This window comes from Rhodococcus sp. BP-241 (genome assembly GCF_019836145.1).
Lineage (GTDB): Bacteria > Actinomycetota > Actinomycetes > Mycobacteriales > Mycobacteriaceae > Rhodococcoides.
Window position 1 is genome coordinate 164,170 of the sequence record NZ_JABUEI010000003.1, and the last position, 16,322, is coordinate 180,491.

15 protein-coding genes are annotated in these 16,322 nt (G+C 68.4%); 5 read left to right on the forward strand and 10 right to left on the reverse strand.

Features of this window, described 5'->3' with window-relative positions:
- Positions 1–7: 7 nt before the first annotated feature.
- From truA to HQ308_RS07185, 10 genes are all read right to left on the reverse strand, one after another.
- On the reverse strand, positions 8–847 hold the full coding sequence (truA, locus tag HQ308_RS07140) for a tRNA pseudouridine(38-40) synthase TruA (RefSeq protein WP_222646198.1): 840 nt from the start codon (positions 845–847) through the stop codon (positions 8–10).
- Between the two features lie 62 nt (positions 848–909).
- Positions 910–1,497, reverse strand: coding sequence for a 50S ribosomal protein L17 (rplQ, locus tag HQ308_RS07145; RefSeq protein ID WP_027503821.1), 588 nt, complete (start codon positions 1,495–1,497; stop codon positions 910–912).
- A 39-nt stretch (positions 1,498–1,536) separates the two neighbouring features.
- Entirely contained in the window at positions 1,537–2,598 is a 1,062-nt protein-coding gene (locus HQ308_RS07150; RefSeq protein WP_027503822.1) for a DNA-directed RNA polymerase subunit alpha, read from the reverse strand.
- A 117-nt stretch (positions 2,599–2,715) separates the two neighbouring features.
- Positions 2,716–3,321: a 30S ribosomal protein S4 gene (rpsD, locus tag HQ308_RS07155; protein WP_027503823.1), complete on the reverse strand. Its 606-nt coding sequence runs from the start codon at positions 3,319–3,321 to the stop codon at positions 2,716–2,718.
- A gap of 20 nt (positions 3,322–3,341) precedes the next feature.
- A complete protein-coding gene (gene rpsK, locus HQ308_RS07160; protein WP_027503824.1) occupies positions 3,342–3,755 on the reverse strand; it encodes a 30S ribosomal protein S11 in 414 nt (137 codons plus the stop codon).
- The gene (rpsM, locus tag HQ308_RS07165) at positions 3,755–4,129 is read right to left on the reverse strand and encodes a 30S ribosomal protein S13 (RefSeq protein ID WP_027503825.1); all 375 of its coding nucleotides are present in this window, start codon (positions 4,127–4,129) and stop codon (positions 3,755–3,757) included. Before rpsM ends, rpsK begins: the two co-directional genes overlap by 1 nt.
- 173 nt (positions 4,130–4,302) lie before the next feature.
- Positions 4,303–4,416 carry a 50S ribosomal protein L36 gene (gene rpmJ, locus HQ308_RS07170; protein WP_009679193.1) on the reverse strand — a complete coding sequence of 38 codons (114 nt, stop codon included), beginning with the start codon at positions 4,414–4,416 and terminating at the stop codon, positions 4,303–4,305.
- Positions 4,417–4,515: 99 nt separating this feature from the next.
- Positions 4,516–4,737 (reverse strand): translation initiation factor IF-1, encoded by a 222-nt coding sequence (infA, locus tag HQ308_RS07175; protein ID WP_005140011.1) that lies wholly within the window; start codon positions 4,735–4,737, stop codon positions 4,516–4,518.
- 141 nt (positions 4,738–4,878) lie between these two features.
- Entirely contained in the window at positions 4,879–5,298 is a 420-nt protein-coding gene (locus HQ308_RS07180; RefSeq protein WP_056442557.1) for a glyoxalase/bleomycin resistance/extradiol dioxygenase family protein, read from the reverse strand.
- A gap of 167 nt (positions 5,299–5,465) precedes the next feature.
- Complete coding sequence (locus HQ308_RS07185; protein ID WP_261775843.1) at positions 5,466–6,143, reverse strand: AraC family transcriptional regulator; 678 nt, start codon at positions 6,141–6,143, stop codon at positions 5,466–5,468.
- A 74-nt stretch (positions 6,144–6,217) separates the two neighbouring features.
- Between HQ308_RS07185 and HQ308_RS07190 the strand changes: the two genes are divergently transcribed.
- Genes HQ308_RS07190 through HQ308_RS07210 form a run of 5 tightly spaced genes read left to right on the forward strand, consistent with a single transcriptional unit; the run spans position 6,218 to position 16,322 of the window.
- On the forward strand, positions 6,218–6,904 hold the full coding sequence (locus tag HQ308_RS07190; protein WP_222638143.1) for a hypothetical protein: 687 nt from the start codon (positions 6,218–6,220) through the stop codon (positions 6,902–6,904).
- A 3-nt stretch (positions 6,905–6,907) separates the two neighbouring features.
- On the forward strand, positions 6,908–7,858 hold the full coding sequence (locus tag HQ308_RS07195) for an ATP-binding cassette domain-containing protein (protein ID WP_222646037.1): 951 nt from the start codon (positions 6,908–6,910) through the stop codon (positions 7,856–7,858).
- Positions 7,855–8,634, forward strand: coding sequence for a hypothetical protein (locus HQ308_RS07200; RefSeq protein ID WP_222646038.1), 780 nt, complete (start codon positions 7,855–7,857; stop codon positions 8,632–8,634). Before HQ308_RS07195 ends, HQ308_RS07200 begins: the two co-directional genes overlap by 4 nt.
- Entirely contained in the window at positions 8,631–12,491 is a 3,861-nt protein-coding gene (locus HQ308_RS07205) for an ABC transporter ATP-binding protein (RefSeq protein WP_308115706.1), read from the forward strand. Before HQ308_RS07200 ends, HQ308_RS07205 begins: the two co-directional genes overlap by 4 nt.
- 36 nt (positions 12,492–12,527) lie before the next feature.
- Positions 12,528–16,322 carry a multifunctional oxoglutarate decarboxylase/oxoglutarate dehydrogenase thiamine pyrophosphate-binding subunit/dihydrolipoyllysine-residue succinyltransferase subunit gene (locus HQ308_RS07210; RefSeq protein WP_222646040.1) on the forward strand — a complete coding sequence of 1,265 codons (3,795 nt, stop codon included), beginning with the start codon at positions 12,528–12,530 and terminating at the stop codon, positions 16,320–16,322.

Here is a 16,322-nt window from a genome sequence, read left to right on the forward strand (position 1 = left end):
GAAGAGGCTAGCCGCAGCAGGCACCGGGCAACGATCGCGTGGCCCGGGTCGTGCGACTGCGATCGGCCAGCTCCGCTTCGACCGGGTAGTCGACACGCACCAGCGACAGGCCGTGCGCCGGGGCCACGGTGATCGAACTCGACCTCGCACCCGCCCCCAGCAGGCCGCGTACCCACGTGAGGTCACGGCGTCCTTCGCCCACAGCCAGCATCGCCCCGACCAGGGAACGCACCATCGACCAGCAGAACGCGTCCGCGCTCACGTGCGCGGTGAGATCGTCTCCGTCCCGTACCCAGTCGAAGCGCTGCAGCTCCCGCACGGTGGTGGCACCGTCACGGCGCTTGCAGAAGGCGACGAAATCGTGGAGGCCGACGAGGGTCGACGATGCCTCCTGCATCGCCGCCACGTCGAGTGTGCGGGTCCACGGCACCACGAAACCCGCTCGGAGGGGCGGAGTTCCGTAGGGCGCGGTGGACAATCGATACTCGTAGTGCCGCCGCAGTGCGGAGAACCGGGCGTCGAAATCGTCGGACACGAACGTCACACGCAGGACGCGGACGTCCGTCGGCAGGAAACGCGCGAGTCGCCGCACCAGCAACGACGGGTCGGGTGCGCGGTCGGGATCGCGAGGATCGATGCGGGCCAACGCGGTTCGCGGCACGTCGACGTGGGCGACCTGGCCCTCGGCGTGCACGCCGGCATCCGTCCGCCCGGCCACGGTGAGCTCGAGTGGGGTACCGAAGATGGCAGACAGTCGCTGCTCGAGCACACCGCACACGGTCCGTTGGTCGCGTTGTCTGGCCCAGCCGGCGAAGTTCGTTCCGTCGTAGCCGACGTCGAGACGCAAACGGGCGAGCCCGCCACCCCCGGAAGGGGTGACGGGCTCGCCCAGAGAGTCCGAGGACACTCTTACTTCTTGTCTGCCTCATCGGCGTTGGCCGCGTGAGCGTCCTCTGCCTCGACACCCTCGATGACGGCGTCTGCATTCTCGACCTGAGCGTCGGTTGCCTCGGCCTCGACGGCCTCGACGACGTTCTGATCGGATGCAGCCTCGTCAGCGGCGGTCTCGTCGTTCGTGGCGGCAGGCGCGGCCTGCGATGCCTGGACACGACGAGCACGGTCCGCCTCGTTGGACACCGTCTGCTCGCGAACGAGCTCGATGATGGCCTGAGGAGCGTTGTCACCCTTGCGGGGGACGGTCTTGATGATGCGGGTGTAGCCGCCTGCGCGCTCGGCGAAGTGCGGGCCGATCTCTGCGAACAGAGTGTGAACGACGTCCTTGTTGCGGATGTCCTTCATGACCTCACGACGGTGAGCCAGCGAGCCGGCCTTCGCGTGCGTGATGATCTTCTCGGCGTAGGGGCGGAGGCGCTTGGCCTTCGACTCCGTGGTGGTGATCCGTCCGTGCTCGAACAACGCCGTGGCCAGGTTGGCGAGAATCGCCTTCTGGTGCGACGCCGATCCGCCGAGACGGCGACCCTTGGTGGGCTTGGGCATGTCAATCTCTCCTGATCAAGAGCTCGGGACGCGAGTGCGTCAGAGCTGTTCGGTCTCGGCGTAGTCCTGCTCGGCGCCGTCGGCATCGCTCACGGCGGTGTCGGTGTCGCTCCAGGTACCGGTGGCGGCGTCGTATCCGGCGACAGTGCTCGGATCGAACGTCGCGGGGCTGTCCTTGAGCGAGAGGCCGAGCGAGTGCAGCTTGACCTTGACCTCGTCGATGGACTTCTGTCCGAAGTTACGGATGTCCAGCAGATCCGACTCGGTACGGCCGACCAGCTCGCCGACGGTGTGAACACCCTCGCGCTTGAGGCAGTTGTAGGACCGGACGGTGAGGTCCAGATCCTCGATCGGCAGACCGAAGGATGCGATGTGATCGGCCTCGGCGGGCGAGGGTCCGATCTCGATGCCTTCTGCTTCGACGTTGAGCTCACGGGCAAGCCCGAACAGCTCGACCAGGGTCTTGCCCGCCGAGGCGAGCGCGTCCCGCGCGGTGATGGAGTTCTTGGTCTCCACGTCGAGAACGAGCCGATCGAAGTCGGTGCGCTGCTCGACGCGGGTGGCCTCCACCTTGTAGGTCACCTTCAGCACGGGCGAGTAGATCGAGTCGACCGGGATACGGCCGATCTCGGCGCCCGACGCCTTGTTCTGAACAGCCGGAACGTATCCGCGGCCACGCTCGACGACGAGCTCGATCTCGAGCTTGCCCTTGTCGTTCAGGGTCGCGATGTGCAGATCCGGGTTGTTCACGGTGACGCCGGCCGGAGGAACGATGTCGCCTGCAGTGACAGTGCCGGGGCCCTGCTTGCGGACGTACATGGTGACCGGCTCGTCCTCTTCCGAGGACACGACGAGACCCTTGAGGTTCAGGATGATGTCGGTGACATCCTCCTTCACGCCGGGGACTGTGGTGAATTCGTGCAGAACGCCGTCGATACGGATGCTGGTGACAGCAGCGCCGGGGATCGACGAGAGAAGCGTGCGGCGAAGCGAGTTGCCGAGGGTGTACCCGAAGCCAGGCTCGAGGGGCTCGATGACGAACTTCGAGCGGTTGTCAGCGATGACCTCTTCGGTCAGCGTGGGTCGCTGAGAAATGAGCATTGATGTCCTCCTGGGAAGAGCGTCCGCTATTTGACGCTCGTGGTGGGGCGGTCAACGCCCCGTGCGCCTCGCGTGTTCCCGCAGGGGGAGGTCACGTGAGGCGCACGGGCCGATGGCCTACTTCGAGTAGTACTCGACGATGAGCTGCTCGGTCAGCGGGATGTCGATCTGCGAACGCTCCGGCTCCTGGTGGACCAGGATGCGGAGACGGTTCGGAACGACCTGCAGCCAACCGGCAACGGGACGATCGCCGTAGGTCTCGCGGGCGATCTGGAAAGGCAGCGTGCTCAGCGACTTCTCTCGAACGTCGATGATGTCGTACTGCGAGACGCGGTAGCTGGGGATGTCGACCTTCTTGTTGTTGACCAAGAAGTGGCCGTGCGTGACCAGCTGGCGTGCCTGACGACGCGTGCGAGCGAGGCCCGCACGGTAGACGACGTTGTCGAGACGCGTCTCGAGGATGCGGAGCAGGTTCTCACCCGTCTTGCCCTTGAGGCGGTTCGCTTCCTTGTAGTACAGCGAGAACTGCTTCTCCATGACGCCGTAGGTGAAGCGTGCCTTCTGCTTCTCCTGCAGCTGGAGCAGGTACTCGCTCTCCTTGATACGCGCGCGGCCGTGCTGGCCGGGCGGGTACGGGCGACGCTCGAAGGCCTGGTCGCCTCCGACGAGGTCGACGCGCAGTCGACGCGACTTGCGGGTGATGGGTCCGGTATAACGAGCCATGTTCTGTTACTTCCTTCCCGCTAGACGCGACGGCGCTTGGGCGGACGGCAGCCGTTGTGCGGCTGGGGGGTGACATCGGAGATGGTGCCGACCTCGAGGCCTGCCGCCTGGAGCGAACGGATCGCGGTCTCGCGGCCGGAGCCGGGACCCTTCACGAAGACGTCGACCTTCTTGACGCCGTGCTCCTGCGCCTTGCGCGCGGCACTCTCGGCAGCGAGCTGAGCGGCGAACGGAGTCGACTTGCGCGAGCCCTTGAAGCCCACGTGGCCCGAGGACGCCCACGAGATGACGTTGCCCGACGGGTCGGTGATCGACACGATCGTGTTGTTGAACGTGCTCTTGATGTGAGCGCTGCCGTGCGGGACGTTCTTCTTGTCCCTGCGGCGCGTCTTCTGGGTCTTCTTCGGACCGGAGGTGCGTGACTTCGGGGGCATTACTTCGCCTTCTTCTTGCCGGCAATGGTGCGCTTCGGTCCCTTACGGGTGCGCGCATTGGTCTTCGTGCGCTGTCCACGGACGGGCAGACCACGACGGTGGCGAAGGCCCTGGTAGCAGCCGATCTCGATCTTGCGACGGATGTCGGCCTGTACCTCGCGGCGCAGGTCGCCCTCGACCTTGAGCGACTCCTCGATGTACTCGCGGAGCTTGGTCAGGTCCTCGTCGGTGAGGTCCTTGCTCCGGAGATCGGGGCTGACGCCCGTGGCGGAGAGAATCTCCTGCGAACGGGTACGGCCGATGCCGTAGATGTAGGTGAGTGCGATCTCCATGCGCTTCTCGCGCGGAAGATCCACACCGGCTAGACGTGCCATGTGGCGTTTTCCTTCATTCGTGCGGAGGTCTGCTCCCAGTCCGTCCCCATACATGTGGTGCTCGGGGCCCCGGCCTCCGCGGCCGGGGGTGTACTACCCGCGTGTGGGCAGCTGGTGCTGGGAGGTCTTCTTCTGGCATGTGGAGCCAAGTAGATCTTCGAGAGGGGGGTTGATCAGCCCTGACGCTGCTTGTGGCGCAGGTTGTCGCAGATCACCATGACCCGGCCGTTACGGCGGATCACTTTGCACTTCTCGCAGATCGGCTTGACGCTCGGCTTGACCTTCACGTCTGTTCGATCTCCTGGTCGCGTCCGAGGATCACGCGCGAACGCGTCGAACCTCGGACATGGTTGATCCCCGGCTCGCGAGGAACCGGGGACTCTTGACTACTTGTAGCGGTAGACGATCCGCCCGCGTGTCAGGTCGTAGGGAGACAGCTCGACCACGACGCGATCCTCGGGGAGGATGCGGATGTAGTGCTGCCGCATCTTGCCGCTGATGTGAGCGAGCACCTTGTGACCGTTCTCCAGCTCGATGCGAAACATCGCATTGGGCAGGGGTTCGACTACTCGGCCCTCGACCTCGATTGCGCCGTCCTTCTTTGCCATATCCTCCGCGATCCTGGTTTGCACACCTGATTGACGTCTCGTAACCACACTTCGTGCAGGCACGCGTGAACGCACCGACGTTCCATGTTACCGGGTCGGAGCGAGCAGGCCAAACCAGCCGTCCACAGGCGCGGAGCACCCTCAGCCCGAATGGCCCCGATAGGTGCCGAAGGACCAGTGCACTCCCTCGGGATCGAGGCAGGTGAAACCCTGGCCGCCGTAGTCCTCGTCGCGCAGGGGTTCCACGATACGGGCGCCGGCCTCGCGCGCGCGATCGTGCAGTCGCGTCAGTTCGTCCTGTCCCACGGCAACGTAGACGGCGCCGACTCCGGGCGGCAGGCCCGCGATGGTGCTGTCCGGTCGCGCCGAGCCGAGCATGACGGCTCCGCCGCCGGGGCGGACGAGCTCGGCGTGGTCGACGCGCTCCCCCTCGCCGTACACGGCGGCCTCGGTGAAGCCGAGGACGTCGACGATAAAGGCGATCGCGGCACGCGCGTCGTCGTAGCGGAGTGCGGGCCAGACGACGGTCGGGGTGGTCTCGGTGTGCTGTGTCTCGGTCATGCCGTCGATCCTGTCGCCGCGGAGGTGCGCTCGTCTTGTACGGATGCGAACACCTCGTTCGCACGCCACACCGAGGGCGCCGATCCCGCCAGCGCGCGCCAGTCCCGTGCCATGTGTGCCTGGTCGAAGTAGCCGCAGACCGACGCCACCTCGGCGAGCCGGGGCGGTTAGGCCACCCGCAGCATCGCGTGCGCTCGGGCGAACCGCCCCAGCCGGACCGCGTCCCGCGGCGTGACGGCGTACTCGGAGGCGAACGCGGTCTCGAGGCGTCGACGGCTCCATCCGACCTCCGCGGCGACCTGCTCCACCGACATCGCGGTGGGACCGGTGGTCCGCGCCCACGCCCGCTCCAGCCGGGCATCCGGTTGCGGGGCCCGGCCCAGTCGCGCGCACAGCGTGCGGTCCAGCAGCGCGAATGCCTCACGCCATCCGGTCGCTGCGTGCACGCCGTCGAGAAGCCGAGCGGCATCGCGCCCGAGCAGGTCCTCCAACGGCACGATGTACTGGCGCAACTCGGCGGGCGGGACGTGGAGCAGCGCGCTGCACCCCGCCGGCGTCACCGTGATCTGGACACCGTGCTGCTCGCCGTCGTGCTCGATCACGACGGGTTCGGTCCCCAGACCCGACGCGAGGGCACCGAACTCCCCCGGCCGCTGATCCGCCATCGCGGTGCGGGAGATCGTGAGCGGTAGCCCGATCGGCAGAATGATCGTCAGGTCGACGGACGGCATGCCGACGTGCGAGCCCGGCGCGAAGCCGGAGAGGCGGTACCCCTCGTAGCGACGCACGAGGCCGCGGAGTGGCCGCGACGGCACCGCGGTCGCGCCGTCCGACACGGCTGTCATGGGCACACGGTAGAACGGTACGAGCGAGGCCGCACGGCATTCGTGCACACGCTGCGGACGAGGAGGACCGATCGATGGCCGAGGATCCAGGACGCGTCGAGAAGGCGTTGGTGTCGATCCTCGACAACGGGAGCCGACTGCAGGGCCCCGCCGTCGAGAAGTACGTCTGGCGAATTCGCCGCGCGCATCCCACCGAGCCGCCGGCGCAGATCATCGGTCGCCTGGAGAAGACGTTCCTGAACGCCGTGACGGGAAGCGGCGGGGCTGCCGGGGCCACCGCCGCGGTGCCCGGCATCGGCACCGTCGCGTCGGTCGCTGCCGTCGGCACCGAGACAGCCTTCTTCGTCGAGGCCTCCGCACTGCTCACCCTGTCGGTGGCCGCTGTCCACGGCATCGCCGTGCACGACCACGAACAGCGGCGTGCGCTGGTGCTGGCGGTCGCTCTCGGTGAGTCCGGCCGGGAGATCGTCGGCAGGACACTGGGCCGCGGCAACGTGGGCCGCGTGCTCACCGCCGGGATCCCCGGCGCAAACCTCGGCAGTCTGAACAAGCGGCTCGTCCGCAAGTTCGTCGCCAAGTACGCCGCGAAGCGAGGGGCGGTCATGCTCGGCACGCTGCTGCCCGCGGGCATCGGAGCCGTCATCGGCGGAGCCGGCAACCGCGCCTTGGGCAAAGGCGTCGTCACCAATGCACGCGACGCCTTCGGCCCGCCGCCGGCGCGGTGGCAGGACGCACCGGGCGTCGTCGAGCCGGACGCCTGACGCGTGCACGTCACCACCGAGACCAGCCCCGGACACGCGCTCGAGGCGCGCGACCTCACCAAGACGTACGGAACAGCGGTCGCCGCCGCGCGGATCGGGTTCGTCGTACCGCGCGGATCGGTGACCGGGTTGTTCGGACCCGTCGGTTCCGGCACGTCGACCACGCTGCGAATGCTCCTCGGGCTCGTACAGCCCGACGAGGGTGCGGCGCTGGTGGAGGGCCTGCCGTACGCGGCACTCGTCGAGCCGGGCCGCACCGTCGGTGCCGTGCTCGGCGGCGGCGGCGCGCACCCCCGCCGCACGGCGCGCGCACACCTGCGCACCCTCGCGCCCGTCCTCGGTGTCGCCGCCTCCCGTGTGGAGGAAGTGCTCGCACTCGTCGGTCTGCACGACGTCGCCGGTCGCCGCGTCGGCGAGTTCTCTCTCGGGATGCGGCAGCGCCTCGCGCTCGCGGCGGCACTGCTCGGCACACCTCGCATCCTCGTGCTGGACGAGCCGACCGACGGTCTCGACCCCGGCGGCATCGTGTGGCTCCGCGACTTCCTGCGCGGATTCGCTCGTGCGGGCGGCTCCGTTCTGGTGTCCGGCCACGTCGTTCGCGAGCTCGAGGCGGTCGTCGACCACGTCGTGATCCTCGACCGCGGCTCGGTCGTCTTCCACGGCAGTATCGGTGAGCTCCGCGGTACCCGTCCCGCCCGAATCCTGGTGCACAGTTCGAACCCCGCCGCCCTGGCACTGGGCCTCGCCGCGTCCGGCCACACCGACGCCGTGCTGGGTCCCGACGGCCGACTCGTGGTCACCGGTGTCGGCGAGGCCGTGATCCGGTCGACGGCGCACGCGTCCGGGGTGACCGTCCACGGAACCGTGGTGTCCGCCGTGAACCTCGAGCAGATCTACCTGTCCCTCACGACCCCGGTCGGTCCGCATCCCGCCCTCACCGGAGCTCGGCGATGAGCCCCACGGCAGGCGGTCTGCTCCGAGCGGAGATCCGCCGGGTCGGATCGTTGCGGTCGTGGTGGGCACTGGGTCTACCGCCCGTGCTGATCGGCGGATTCGCCAGCGCCGTGTACGCCGCCATCGCGTCGTCGGACGCGCTCACCGGCGTCGACGACGCGAACCGCGTCGCCGCTCTCATCGGGCTGTACGTCACCGTGGGCGTGTCGGTGCTGTTCGCCGCCGTGTTCGGCGCGGTGCACGCCGCGACCGACCTGCGCCACGGCGCCGCGTCCACGACCTTCCTCGCCGCGCCGCGTCGCGGTCAGGTGGTGGCCGCCAGGATTCTCGTCTCGGCCGCCGTCGGTGCCGCGTACGCCGTGGTGTCCGTCCTCGTCAGCGTGGCGTCGCTCGCACTGTTCGGGGGCAACACAGTGGTGGACGACGGACTGGTGATCGCGGTCTGTCTTCTCGGTATCGTCGTCTCCGCGCTGTGGTGTGTCCTCGGCTGCGGGCTCGGGCTGCTCACCGGCTCCCCTGCCATCGCGGCGATCGTCGTGGTCGCGTGGCTACCGATCGGAGAGCTCGTCGTGATCGCGGTGCTCAGCGGCATCGGCGCGGACGCGGTCGCCGCCCTGCTCCCCGGAGCCACCACCGTCGCGATCATGGCAGCGGACAAGGGGACGGACGGCGACATGCTGCTTCCGTTCTCCGCTGCCGTCATCGGACTGCTGCTGTGGACCATCGGCATCGCCGGAGCCGGGTGGCTGCGCACCACTCGCCGAGACGTGACGTGAGCACTCCCGATTCGCGAGGGTGGATCCGCAGGCTGGCGTCGGACTGCTTCGCTCATCGCCGCGTCGCGGTGGGCGCACTCGCGGTGACCTTCGTGGCCGCTGCCATCGACATCATGTTCCCCCTCCTCACCCGCGCCGCCGTCGACGGCGCGTCGGCCAGCCGCACCGACCACATCGCCACCATCGCCGCGGCCATCGCCGGACTGGCCGTCGTCCGCTTCGCGTGCCAGTTCGGGCGGCGCCTCCTCGCCGGCGCCCTGTCCATCGACGTGCAACACGGACTGCGCCAACGCCTGCTCGCGTCGCTGCACCGCCTCGACGGCGAGCGGCAGGACGAGGTGCAGGTCGGTCAGGTGGTGTCGCGCTCGATCACCGACCTGCAGCTGGTGCAGGGTCTGCTCGCGATGGTCCCGTTGTCGGCGGGCGCCCTGCTGCAGTTCGTGCTGGCTCTCGGCGTGATGGCCTATCTGTCGCCGCTGCTCACCCTGGTGGCGCTCGCCGTCGTACCGGCCATCAGCGTGCTGGTGGTCCGCATGCGCCCCACGCTGTACGCGGCCACCTGGTCGGCCCAGCAGCAGGCCGCGGAACTCGCCGGGCACGTGGAGGAGACGGTCACCGGTGTGCGCGTTGTCAAGGGCTTCGGCCAGGAATCGCGTGCCGTGGACACGCTGGAGCGCATCGGCCGGCGGCTGTACGCCGAGCGCCTGCGCGCCGCCGTCGTGAACTCCCGATTCGCCCCCGGCATGGCGGCGCTGCCGCAGCTCGGTCTGGTGGGTGTGGTGGCCCTGGGCGGATGGTTGGCTCTGTCCGGTTCCATCACCGTCGGCACGTTCCTGGCCTTCGCGAGCTACGTCGCCACGATGGCCGCCGTGACCCGGACACTCACGTCCGTCGTGGTCATGGCCCAGCTGTCCCGTGCCGCGGTCGAACGGGTGTACGGCGTCATCGACACCCGGCCGGCGCACGAGGAACCCGAGAATCCGGTACCGATCCCGGACGGACCACTGGGGCTGCGTCTGCGCGACGTCCGATTCGGTTTCGACCCCGACGCCCCCGTGCTCGACGGGCTGGACCTCACGGTCGCGCCGGGCGAGACGGTGGCGGTGGTGGGCCCCTCCGGCAGCGGCAAGTCGACCCTGTCCATGCTGCTGCCGCGGTTCTACCGACCGTCGTCGGGCAGCATCGTGCTCACGTCCGAGAACGGCGACGTCGACATCGCCGACCTGTCCGCCGACGACCTCCGCGCGGCGGTGTCGGTCGCGTTCGACGATCCGTTCCTGTTCTCCTCCAGCGTCGCGCGCAACATCGCCCTCGGTGCCCCCGACGCGTCGGAGGCGAGTGTCCGCGACGCGGCCACGCGCGCCATGGCCGACGACTTCGTCCGCGACCTGTCCGACGGTTACGACACCACGGTGGGTGAGCGCGGGCTCTCGCTGTCCGGTGGCCAACGCCAACGCATCGCGCTCGCGCGGGTCCTGCTGTCCTCCCCGCGCGTTCTGGTCCTCGACGACGCCACCTCGGCCGTCGATGCCCGCACGGAGGCAGCGATCTTCGACCGGCTGCGTTCCGGTCCACGCCGGACGACGGTGGTGCTCGCGCACCGTAGGTCGACGCTCGCGCTGGCCGATCGCGTCGCCGTCCTGGACCGGGGGCGCATCGTCGACATCGGCACCGAGGCCGAACTCGACGAGCGTTGCCCCTTGTTCCGCGCGCTGATGTCCGGCGCAGGCGAGAAGTCCGAGCCGGCGCAGGACGACGTGCCCGCCGACTCGCTGTGGCCGGACGACGGCGACTCCACCGAGTTCGCGTCCTCACCCGCCTCCCGCGCGAGCGCGGACGGCGCGGCTGCCGGCGGCCCTCCCGGTCCGGGCGGTCACATGGCGTCGTCACTCGGCGGCGCCGTGCCCACCGAGGCCATGACCGAGATCCTGGCCCGACTCGCCCCGGCCGACGAGGACCCGCGCGTCGACACCGCTGCCGCTCGGCGGGACGAGTCGACGTTCACCCTGCGGCGCACCCTCGCCCCCGTCGCCGGACTGCTCGCGGTGGTCATGGTCTGCCTGGCGTTCGACTCGGCCGTCACCATCGCCTTCCCGTCGATCGTGCGGTTCGCCGTCGACCACGGTGTCGCCGAGAGGTCCACCGGAATCCTCGCGGCGGTGTCGGGCATCGCGCTGGCGCTGGTGATCGTCGACTGGCTCATGGTCCGCACCATGACGGTGGTGACCGCGCGGGCCGGTGAGCGCGTGCTCTTCGGGCTCCGCGTCCGCAGCTACGCACACCTGCAGCGTCTCGGCCTCGACTACTACGAGCGAGAACTGTCCGGCCGGATCATGACCCGCATGACGACCGACGTGGACGCGTTGTCGACGTTCATGCAGACGGGTCTGTCGACGGCCGTCGTCAGCCTCCTGACGATCGTCGGCGTGTCGGCCGCATTGATCCTCACCGACGGGGCCCTCGCCGCGGTGGCCCTGTCGGTCGTCCCGATCCTGGTGGTGGCGACGCTGGTGTTCCGTCGCATCTCCGCTCGCGCGTACTCGACGTCACGCGAGCGCATCTCGGCCGTCAACGCGGAGTTCCAGGAGAACGTCACCGGACTACGGGTCACGCAGGCGTACCGGCATCAGACGGCTGCGGCACGCTCGTTCCTCGCCCGCTCCGAGTCGTACCGCCGCAGCCGGATGCGGTCGCAACGGGCCATCTCGGTGTTCTTCCCGTTCATCGCGTTCCTGTCGGACCTCGCCCTCGCCGCCGTGGTCCTCGTCGGTGCGTACCGCGTGGCCGACGGGCGCACCTCGGCCGGCGCCCTCGTCGCCTTCGTGCTGTACCTGGGTCTGCTCTTCGGCCCCATCCAACAGTTGTCCCAGGTGTTCGACGGCTATCAGCAGGCGTCCGTGGGTCTCACTCGCATCGGTGACCTGTTGCGCACCCGCAGCTCGATCGAGCAGGCCGGGTCGTCGACACCGGTCTCGGTCCCACCGCGACTGCGCGGCGACATCGTGCTGAAGGACGTCACCTTCCGCTACACCGGGGCTCCGCGGGATGCGCTGACGTCGGTCGACCTGCACGTTCCGGCGGGATCGACGGTGGCACTGGTGGGTCGCACCGGCGCCGGCAAGTCGACCATCGTGAAGTTGATGGCGCGGTTCTACGACCCGACCACCGGGGACGTCGTCGTGGACGACGTGCCCGTGCGGTCGTACCCGCTCGGCGACTACCGCCGACGTCTGGGAGTCGTTCCGCAGGAGGCGCATCTCTTCAGCGGCACCATCGCCTCCAACATCGCTTTCGGGCGTCCGGACGCGACGCGCGCCGACATCGAGAGCGCGGCCCGCGCCGTGGGGGCACTGCCCGCCATCGCCGCACTCCCCCTCGGCATGGCGACGCCCGTCGGAGAACGTGGCCGCGGCCTCGCGGCGGGAACCCGGCAGTTACTGGCGCTGGCGCGCGCCGAGCTGGTCGATCCCGACATCCTGTTGCTCGACGAGGCGACGGCGACCCTGGACCCGGCGACGGAACGAGCCGTCCTGGACGCCGGCCGCACCGTGACCACCCGTCGGACATCGGTGATCGTGGCGCACCGCCTCGCGACCGCCGCGCGGGCCGATCTCGTCGTGGTGGTCGACGACGGGCGCATCGTGGAGAGCGGAACCCACGAGAACCTGGTGCGCTCGGACGGTTTCTACGCCGAACTCTGGGAAACCACCGAGGGCCGTACCACGGCTGCGAGTGGCGCGGGTCACGCACCCGGCGACGGCACGACCACGCCACACACCGGTGAAGCCGATCACAAGGGTGATCCGGACACACGGCCGCGGACCGAAAGGTCTAACCTTGATCGTGCCGTGCGCTGAGCGAGAACGAAGAAGGAAACGAGGCGAACACCTGCCGTGAGCAGCAGCTCTACAACACAGTTCGGACAGAATCAGTGGTTGGTCGACGAAATGTACCAGCGTTTCAAGACCGATCCGTCGTCGGTCGACGAGAGCTGGCACGAGTTCCTCGCCGACTACACGCCCGAGCAGAACGGTAGCGGCGATCCCGCCACCGACACCGAGACCACCACAGCCGCACCCGCTTCCGCGAAGGCAGCTGCGCCGAAGGCCGAGAAGCCTGCTGCGCCGAAGACCGAGAAGCCTGCCGCGCCGAAGGCCGACAAGCCGGCCGCCGCGAAGACCGACAAGCCGGCACCGAAGGCGGAGACCAAGCCCGTGACCACAGCTGCCCCCGCGAAGTCGACCGCCGCCGCCGGGCCGGCCGAGAAGAAGTCCGCGGCCGTGCCGCCCGCACAGCCGGAGTCGGACGCGCCGAAGGAGGACACGACCAAGGTGCTCCGCGGCGCCTCGGCCGCGGTCGCAAAGAACATGGCCGCCTCGTTGCAGATCCCGACGGCCACCAGCGTGCGCGCCATCCCCGCGAAGCTGATGATCGACAACCGTCTCGTGATCAACAACCACCTCGCGCGCACCCGCGGTGGCAAGATCTCGTTCACTCACCTGCTCGGCTACGCCATCGTGCAGGCGGTCAAGTCGTTCCCCAACATGAACCGGCACTTCGCCGAGATCGACGGCAAGCCCAACGCGGTCACCCCCGCGCACACCAACCTCGGCCTCGCCATCGACCTGCCGGGCAAGGACGGTTCGCGGTCACTCGTCGTCGCCGCGATCAAGGGGTGCGAGGAGTTCACGTTCAACCAGTTCCACACTGCCTACGAGGACATCGTCCGTCGTGCGCGCGACGGCAAGCTCACCGCCGCCGACTTCAGCGGCGTCACGATCTCGCTGACCAACCCGGGCACCATCGGCACCGTGCACTCGGTTCCACGTCTGATGAACGGCCAGGGCACCATCATCGGCGCCGGCGCCATGGAGTACCCCGCAGAGTTCCAGGGCTCCAGCGAGGAGCGCATCGCCGAGATGGGCGTCGGCAAGCTGATGACGCTCACCTCGACGTACGACCACCGCCTCATCCAGGGCGCGGAGTCGGGCGACTTCCTTCGCACGATCCACAACCTGCTGATCAGCGACGAGTTCTACGACCAGATCTTCCACGGTCTGGCCATCCCGTACGAGCCGATCCGCTGGCGTCGTGACCTGCCCACCGGCGGCGTCGACAAGAACACGCGCGTCCTCGAGCTCATCGCGGCCTACCGGAACCGTGGCCACCTCATGGCCGACACGGATCCGTTGATGTTCACCAAGGACAAGTTCCGGATGCACCCGGACCTCGACGTGATCAGCCACGACCTGACGTTGTGGGACCTCGACCGCGAGTTCCAGGTCGGCGGCTTCCACGGCCAGGACAAGATGAAGCTGCGCGACGTGCTCAGCGTGCTGCGCGACTCCTACTGCCGGCACGCCGCCATCGAGTACACGCACATCCTCGAGACCGACCAGGTGGCGTGGCTCCAGGAGCGCGTCGAGGCCAAGCACGTCAAGCCGACGGTCGCTCAGCAGAAGTACATCCTGAGCAAGCTCAACGCGGCCGAGGCGTTCGAGACGTTCCTGCAGACGAAGTACGTCGGACAGAAGCGCTTCTCGCTCGAGGGCGCGGAGTCCGTCATCCCGATGATGGACTCGGTCATCGACCAGTCCGCCGAGCACGCCCTCGACGAGGTCGTCATCGGCATGCCGCACCGTGGACGCCTGAACGTGCTCGCCAACATCGTCGGCAAGCCGTACTCGAAGATCTTCACCGAGTTCGAGGGCAACATGAACCCGGCCGCCGCACACGGGTCGGGCGACGTGAAGTACCACCTCGGTGCCGAGGGCAACTACATCCAGATGTTCGGCGAGAACGACATCAAGGTGTCGCTCACGGCCAACCCCTCGCACCTCGAGGCGGTCGACCCGGTCCTCGAGGGCCTGGTCCGCGCCAAGCAGGACATGCTGAACAAGGGCGACTCGTCCGACGGCTTCTCCGTCCTGCCGCTCATGCTGCACGGCGACGCGGCCTTCGCAGGCCAGGGCGTGGTGGCGGAGACGCTGAACCTCGCGCTGCTGCGCGGGTACCGCACCGGCGGCACCGTGCACATCGTCGTCAACAACCAGGTCGGCTTCACGACGGCGCCGGAGCACTCGCGCTCCAGCGAGTACTGCACCGACGTCGCGAAGATGATCGGCGCACCGATCTTCCACGTGAACGGCGACGACCCGGAGGCGTGCGCCTGGGTGGCTCGACTGGCGGTCGACTTCCGTCAGAAGTTCCACAAGGACGTCGTCATCGACATGATCTGCTACCGCCGTCGCGGCCACAACGAGGGTGACGATCCCTCGATGACGCAGCCGGCGATGTACGACGTGATCGACACCAAGCGCAGCGTCCGCAAGAGCTACACCGAGTCGCTCATCGGTCGTGGCGACATCAGCCTCAAGGAGGCCGAGGACGCACTCCGCGACTACCAGGGCCAGCTCGAACGCGTCTTCAACGAGGTGCGCGAACTCGAGAAGTACACCCCGGAGCCGAGCGAGTCCGTCGAGCTCGACCAGCAGCTGCCCGCCAAGCTCACCACCGCGGTGGACAAGTCGGTTCTGCACCGCATCGGCGACGCGTTCGTCAACGTCCCGGACGGTTTCACCGTGCACCCGCGCGTGCAGCCCGTCCTCGACAAGCGTCGCGAGATGGCCTACGAGGGCAAGGTCGACTGGGCGTTCGGCGAGCTGCTCGCACTCGGCACGCTGATCGACGAGGGCAAGCTCGTGCGCATGTCCGGCCAGGACACCCGTCGCGGCACGTTCACGCAGCGGCACTCGGTCATCATCGATCGCAAGACCGGTGAGGAGTACACGCCGCTGCACAACCTCGGCAGCGACGATCCGGGCAAGTTCCTGGTCTACGACTCCGCGCTGAGCGAGTACGCGGCGGTCGGCTTCGAGTACGGCTACTCCGTGGGCAACCCGGACGCGCTGGTGCTGTGGGAGGCGCAGTTCGGCGACTTCGTCAACGGTGCCCAGTCCATCATCGACGAGTTCATCTCGTCCGGTGAGGCCAAGTGGGGACAGCTCTCCGACGTCGTGCTGCTGCTGCCGCACGGCCACGAGGGCCAGGGCCCCGACCACACCTCGGGACGCATCGAGCGGTTCCTGCAGCTGTGCGCCGAGGGATCGATGACGGTCGCGGTACCGTCCACGCCGGCGAACTACTTCCACCTGCTGCGTCGTCATGCACGTGACGGCATCCAGCGGCCCCTGGTCGTGTTCACCCCGAAGTCGATGCTGCGCAACAAGGCTGCGGTCAGCAACATCGAGGACTTCACCGACGGCAAGTTCCACTCCGTCTTCGACGAGCCCACCTACGACTCGGGCGACGGTGACCGCAAGAAGGTCGAGCGGGTGCTCATGGTCAGCGGCAAGCTGTACTACGAGCTGCTCGCCTTCAAGCAGAAGAACAAGCGGGACGACGTCGCCATCGTGCGGGTCGAGCAGCTCTACCCGATCCCGAGTCGCCGCATCGCGGAGGCGCTGGACGGCTACCCCAATGCCACCGAGTACCGGTGGGTCCAGGAGGAGCCGGCCAACCAGGGTGCGTGGCCGACGTTCGGTCTCGCGTTCCCGGAGCTGCTGCCCGAGCGTCTGTCCGGCATCAAGCGCGTCTCGCGGCGTCCGATGTCCGCACCGTCGTCGGGTTCGAGCAAGGTCCACGCGGTCGAGCAGGCCGAGATCATCGACACGGCCTTCAACGGGTGA

Coding starts and splice junctions, on each gene's coding strand:
- HQ308_RS07150 (WP_027503822.1), bottom strand. CDS start 2,598: ATGCTCATTTCTCAGCGACCCACGCTGACCGAAGAGGTCATCGCTGAC.
- infA (WP_005140011.1), bottom strand. CDS start 4,737: ATGGCAAAGAAGGACGGCGCAATCGAGGTCGAGGGCCGAGTAGTCGAA.
- rplQ (WP_027503821.1), bottom strand. CDS start 1,497: ATGCCCAAGCCCACCAAGGGTCGCCGTCTCGGCGGATCGGCGTCGCAC.
- HQ308_RS07200 (WP_222646038.1), top strand. CDS start 7,855: ATGAGCCCCACGGCAGGCGGTCTGCTCCGAGCGGAGATCCGCCGGGTC.
- HQ308_RS07185 (WP_261775843.1), bottom strand. CDS start 6,143: ATGACAGCCGTGTCGGACGGCGCGACCGCGGTGCCGTCGCGGCCACTC.
- HQ308_RS07180 (WP_056442557.1), bottom strand. CDS start 5,298: ATGACCGAGACACAGCACACCGAGACCACCCCGACCGTCGTCTGGCCC.
- rpsK (WP_027503824.1), bottom strand. CDS start 3,755: ATGCCCCCGAAGTCACGCACCTCCGGTCCGAAGAAGACCCAGAAGACG.
- HQ308_RS07190 (WP_222638143.1), top strand. CDS start 6,218: ATGGCCGAGGATCCAGGACGCGTCGAGAAGGCGTTGGTGTCGATCCTC.
- rpsD (WP_027503823.1), bottom strand. CDS start 3,321: ATGGCTCGTTATACCGGACCCATCACCCGCAAGTCGCGTCGACTGCGC.
- rpsM (WP_027503825.1), bottom strand. CDS start 4,129: ATGGCACGTCTAGCCGGTGTGGATCTTCCGCGCGAGAAGCGCATGGAG.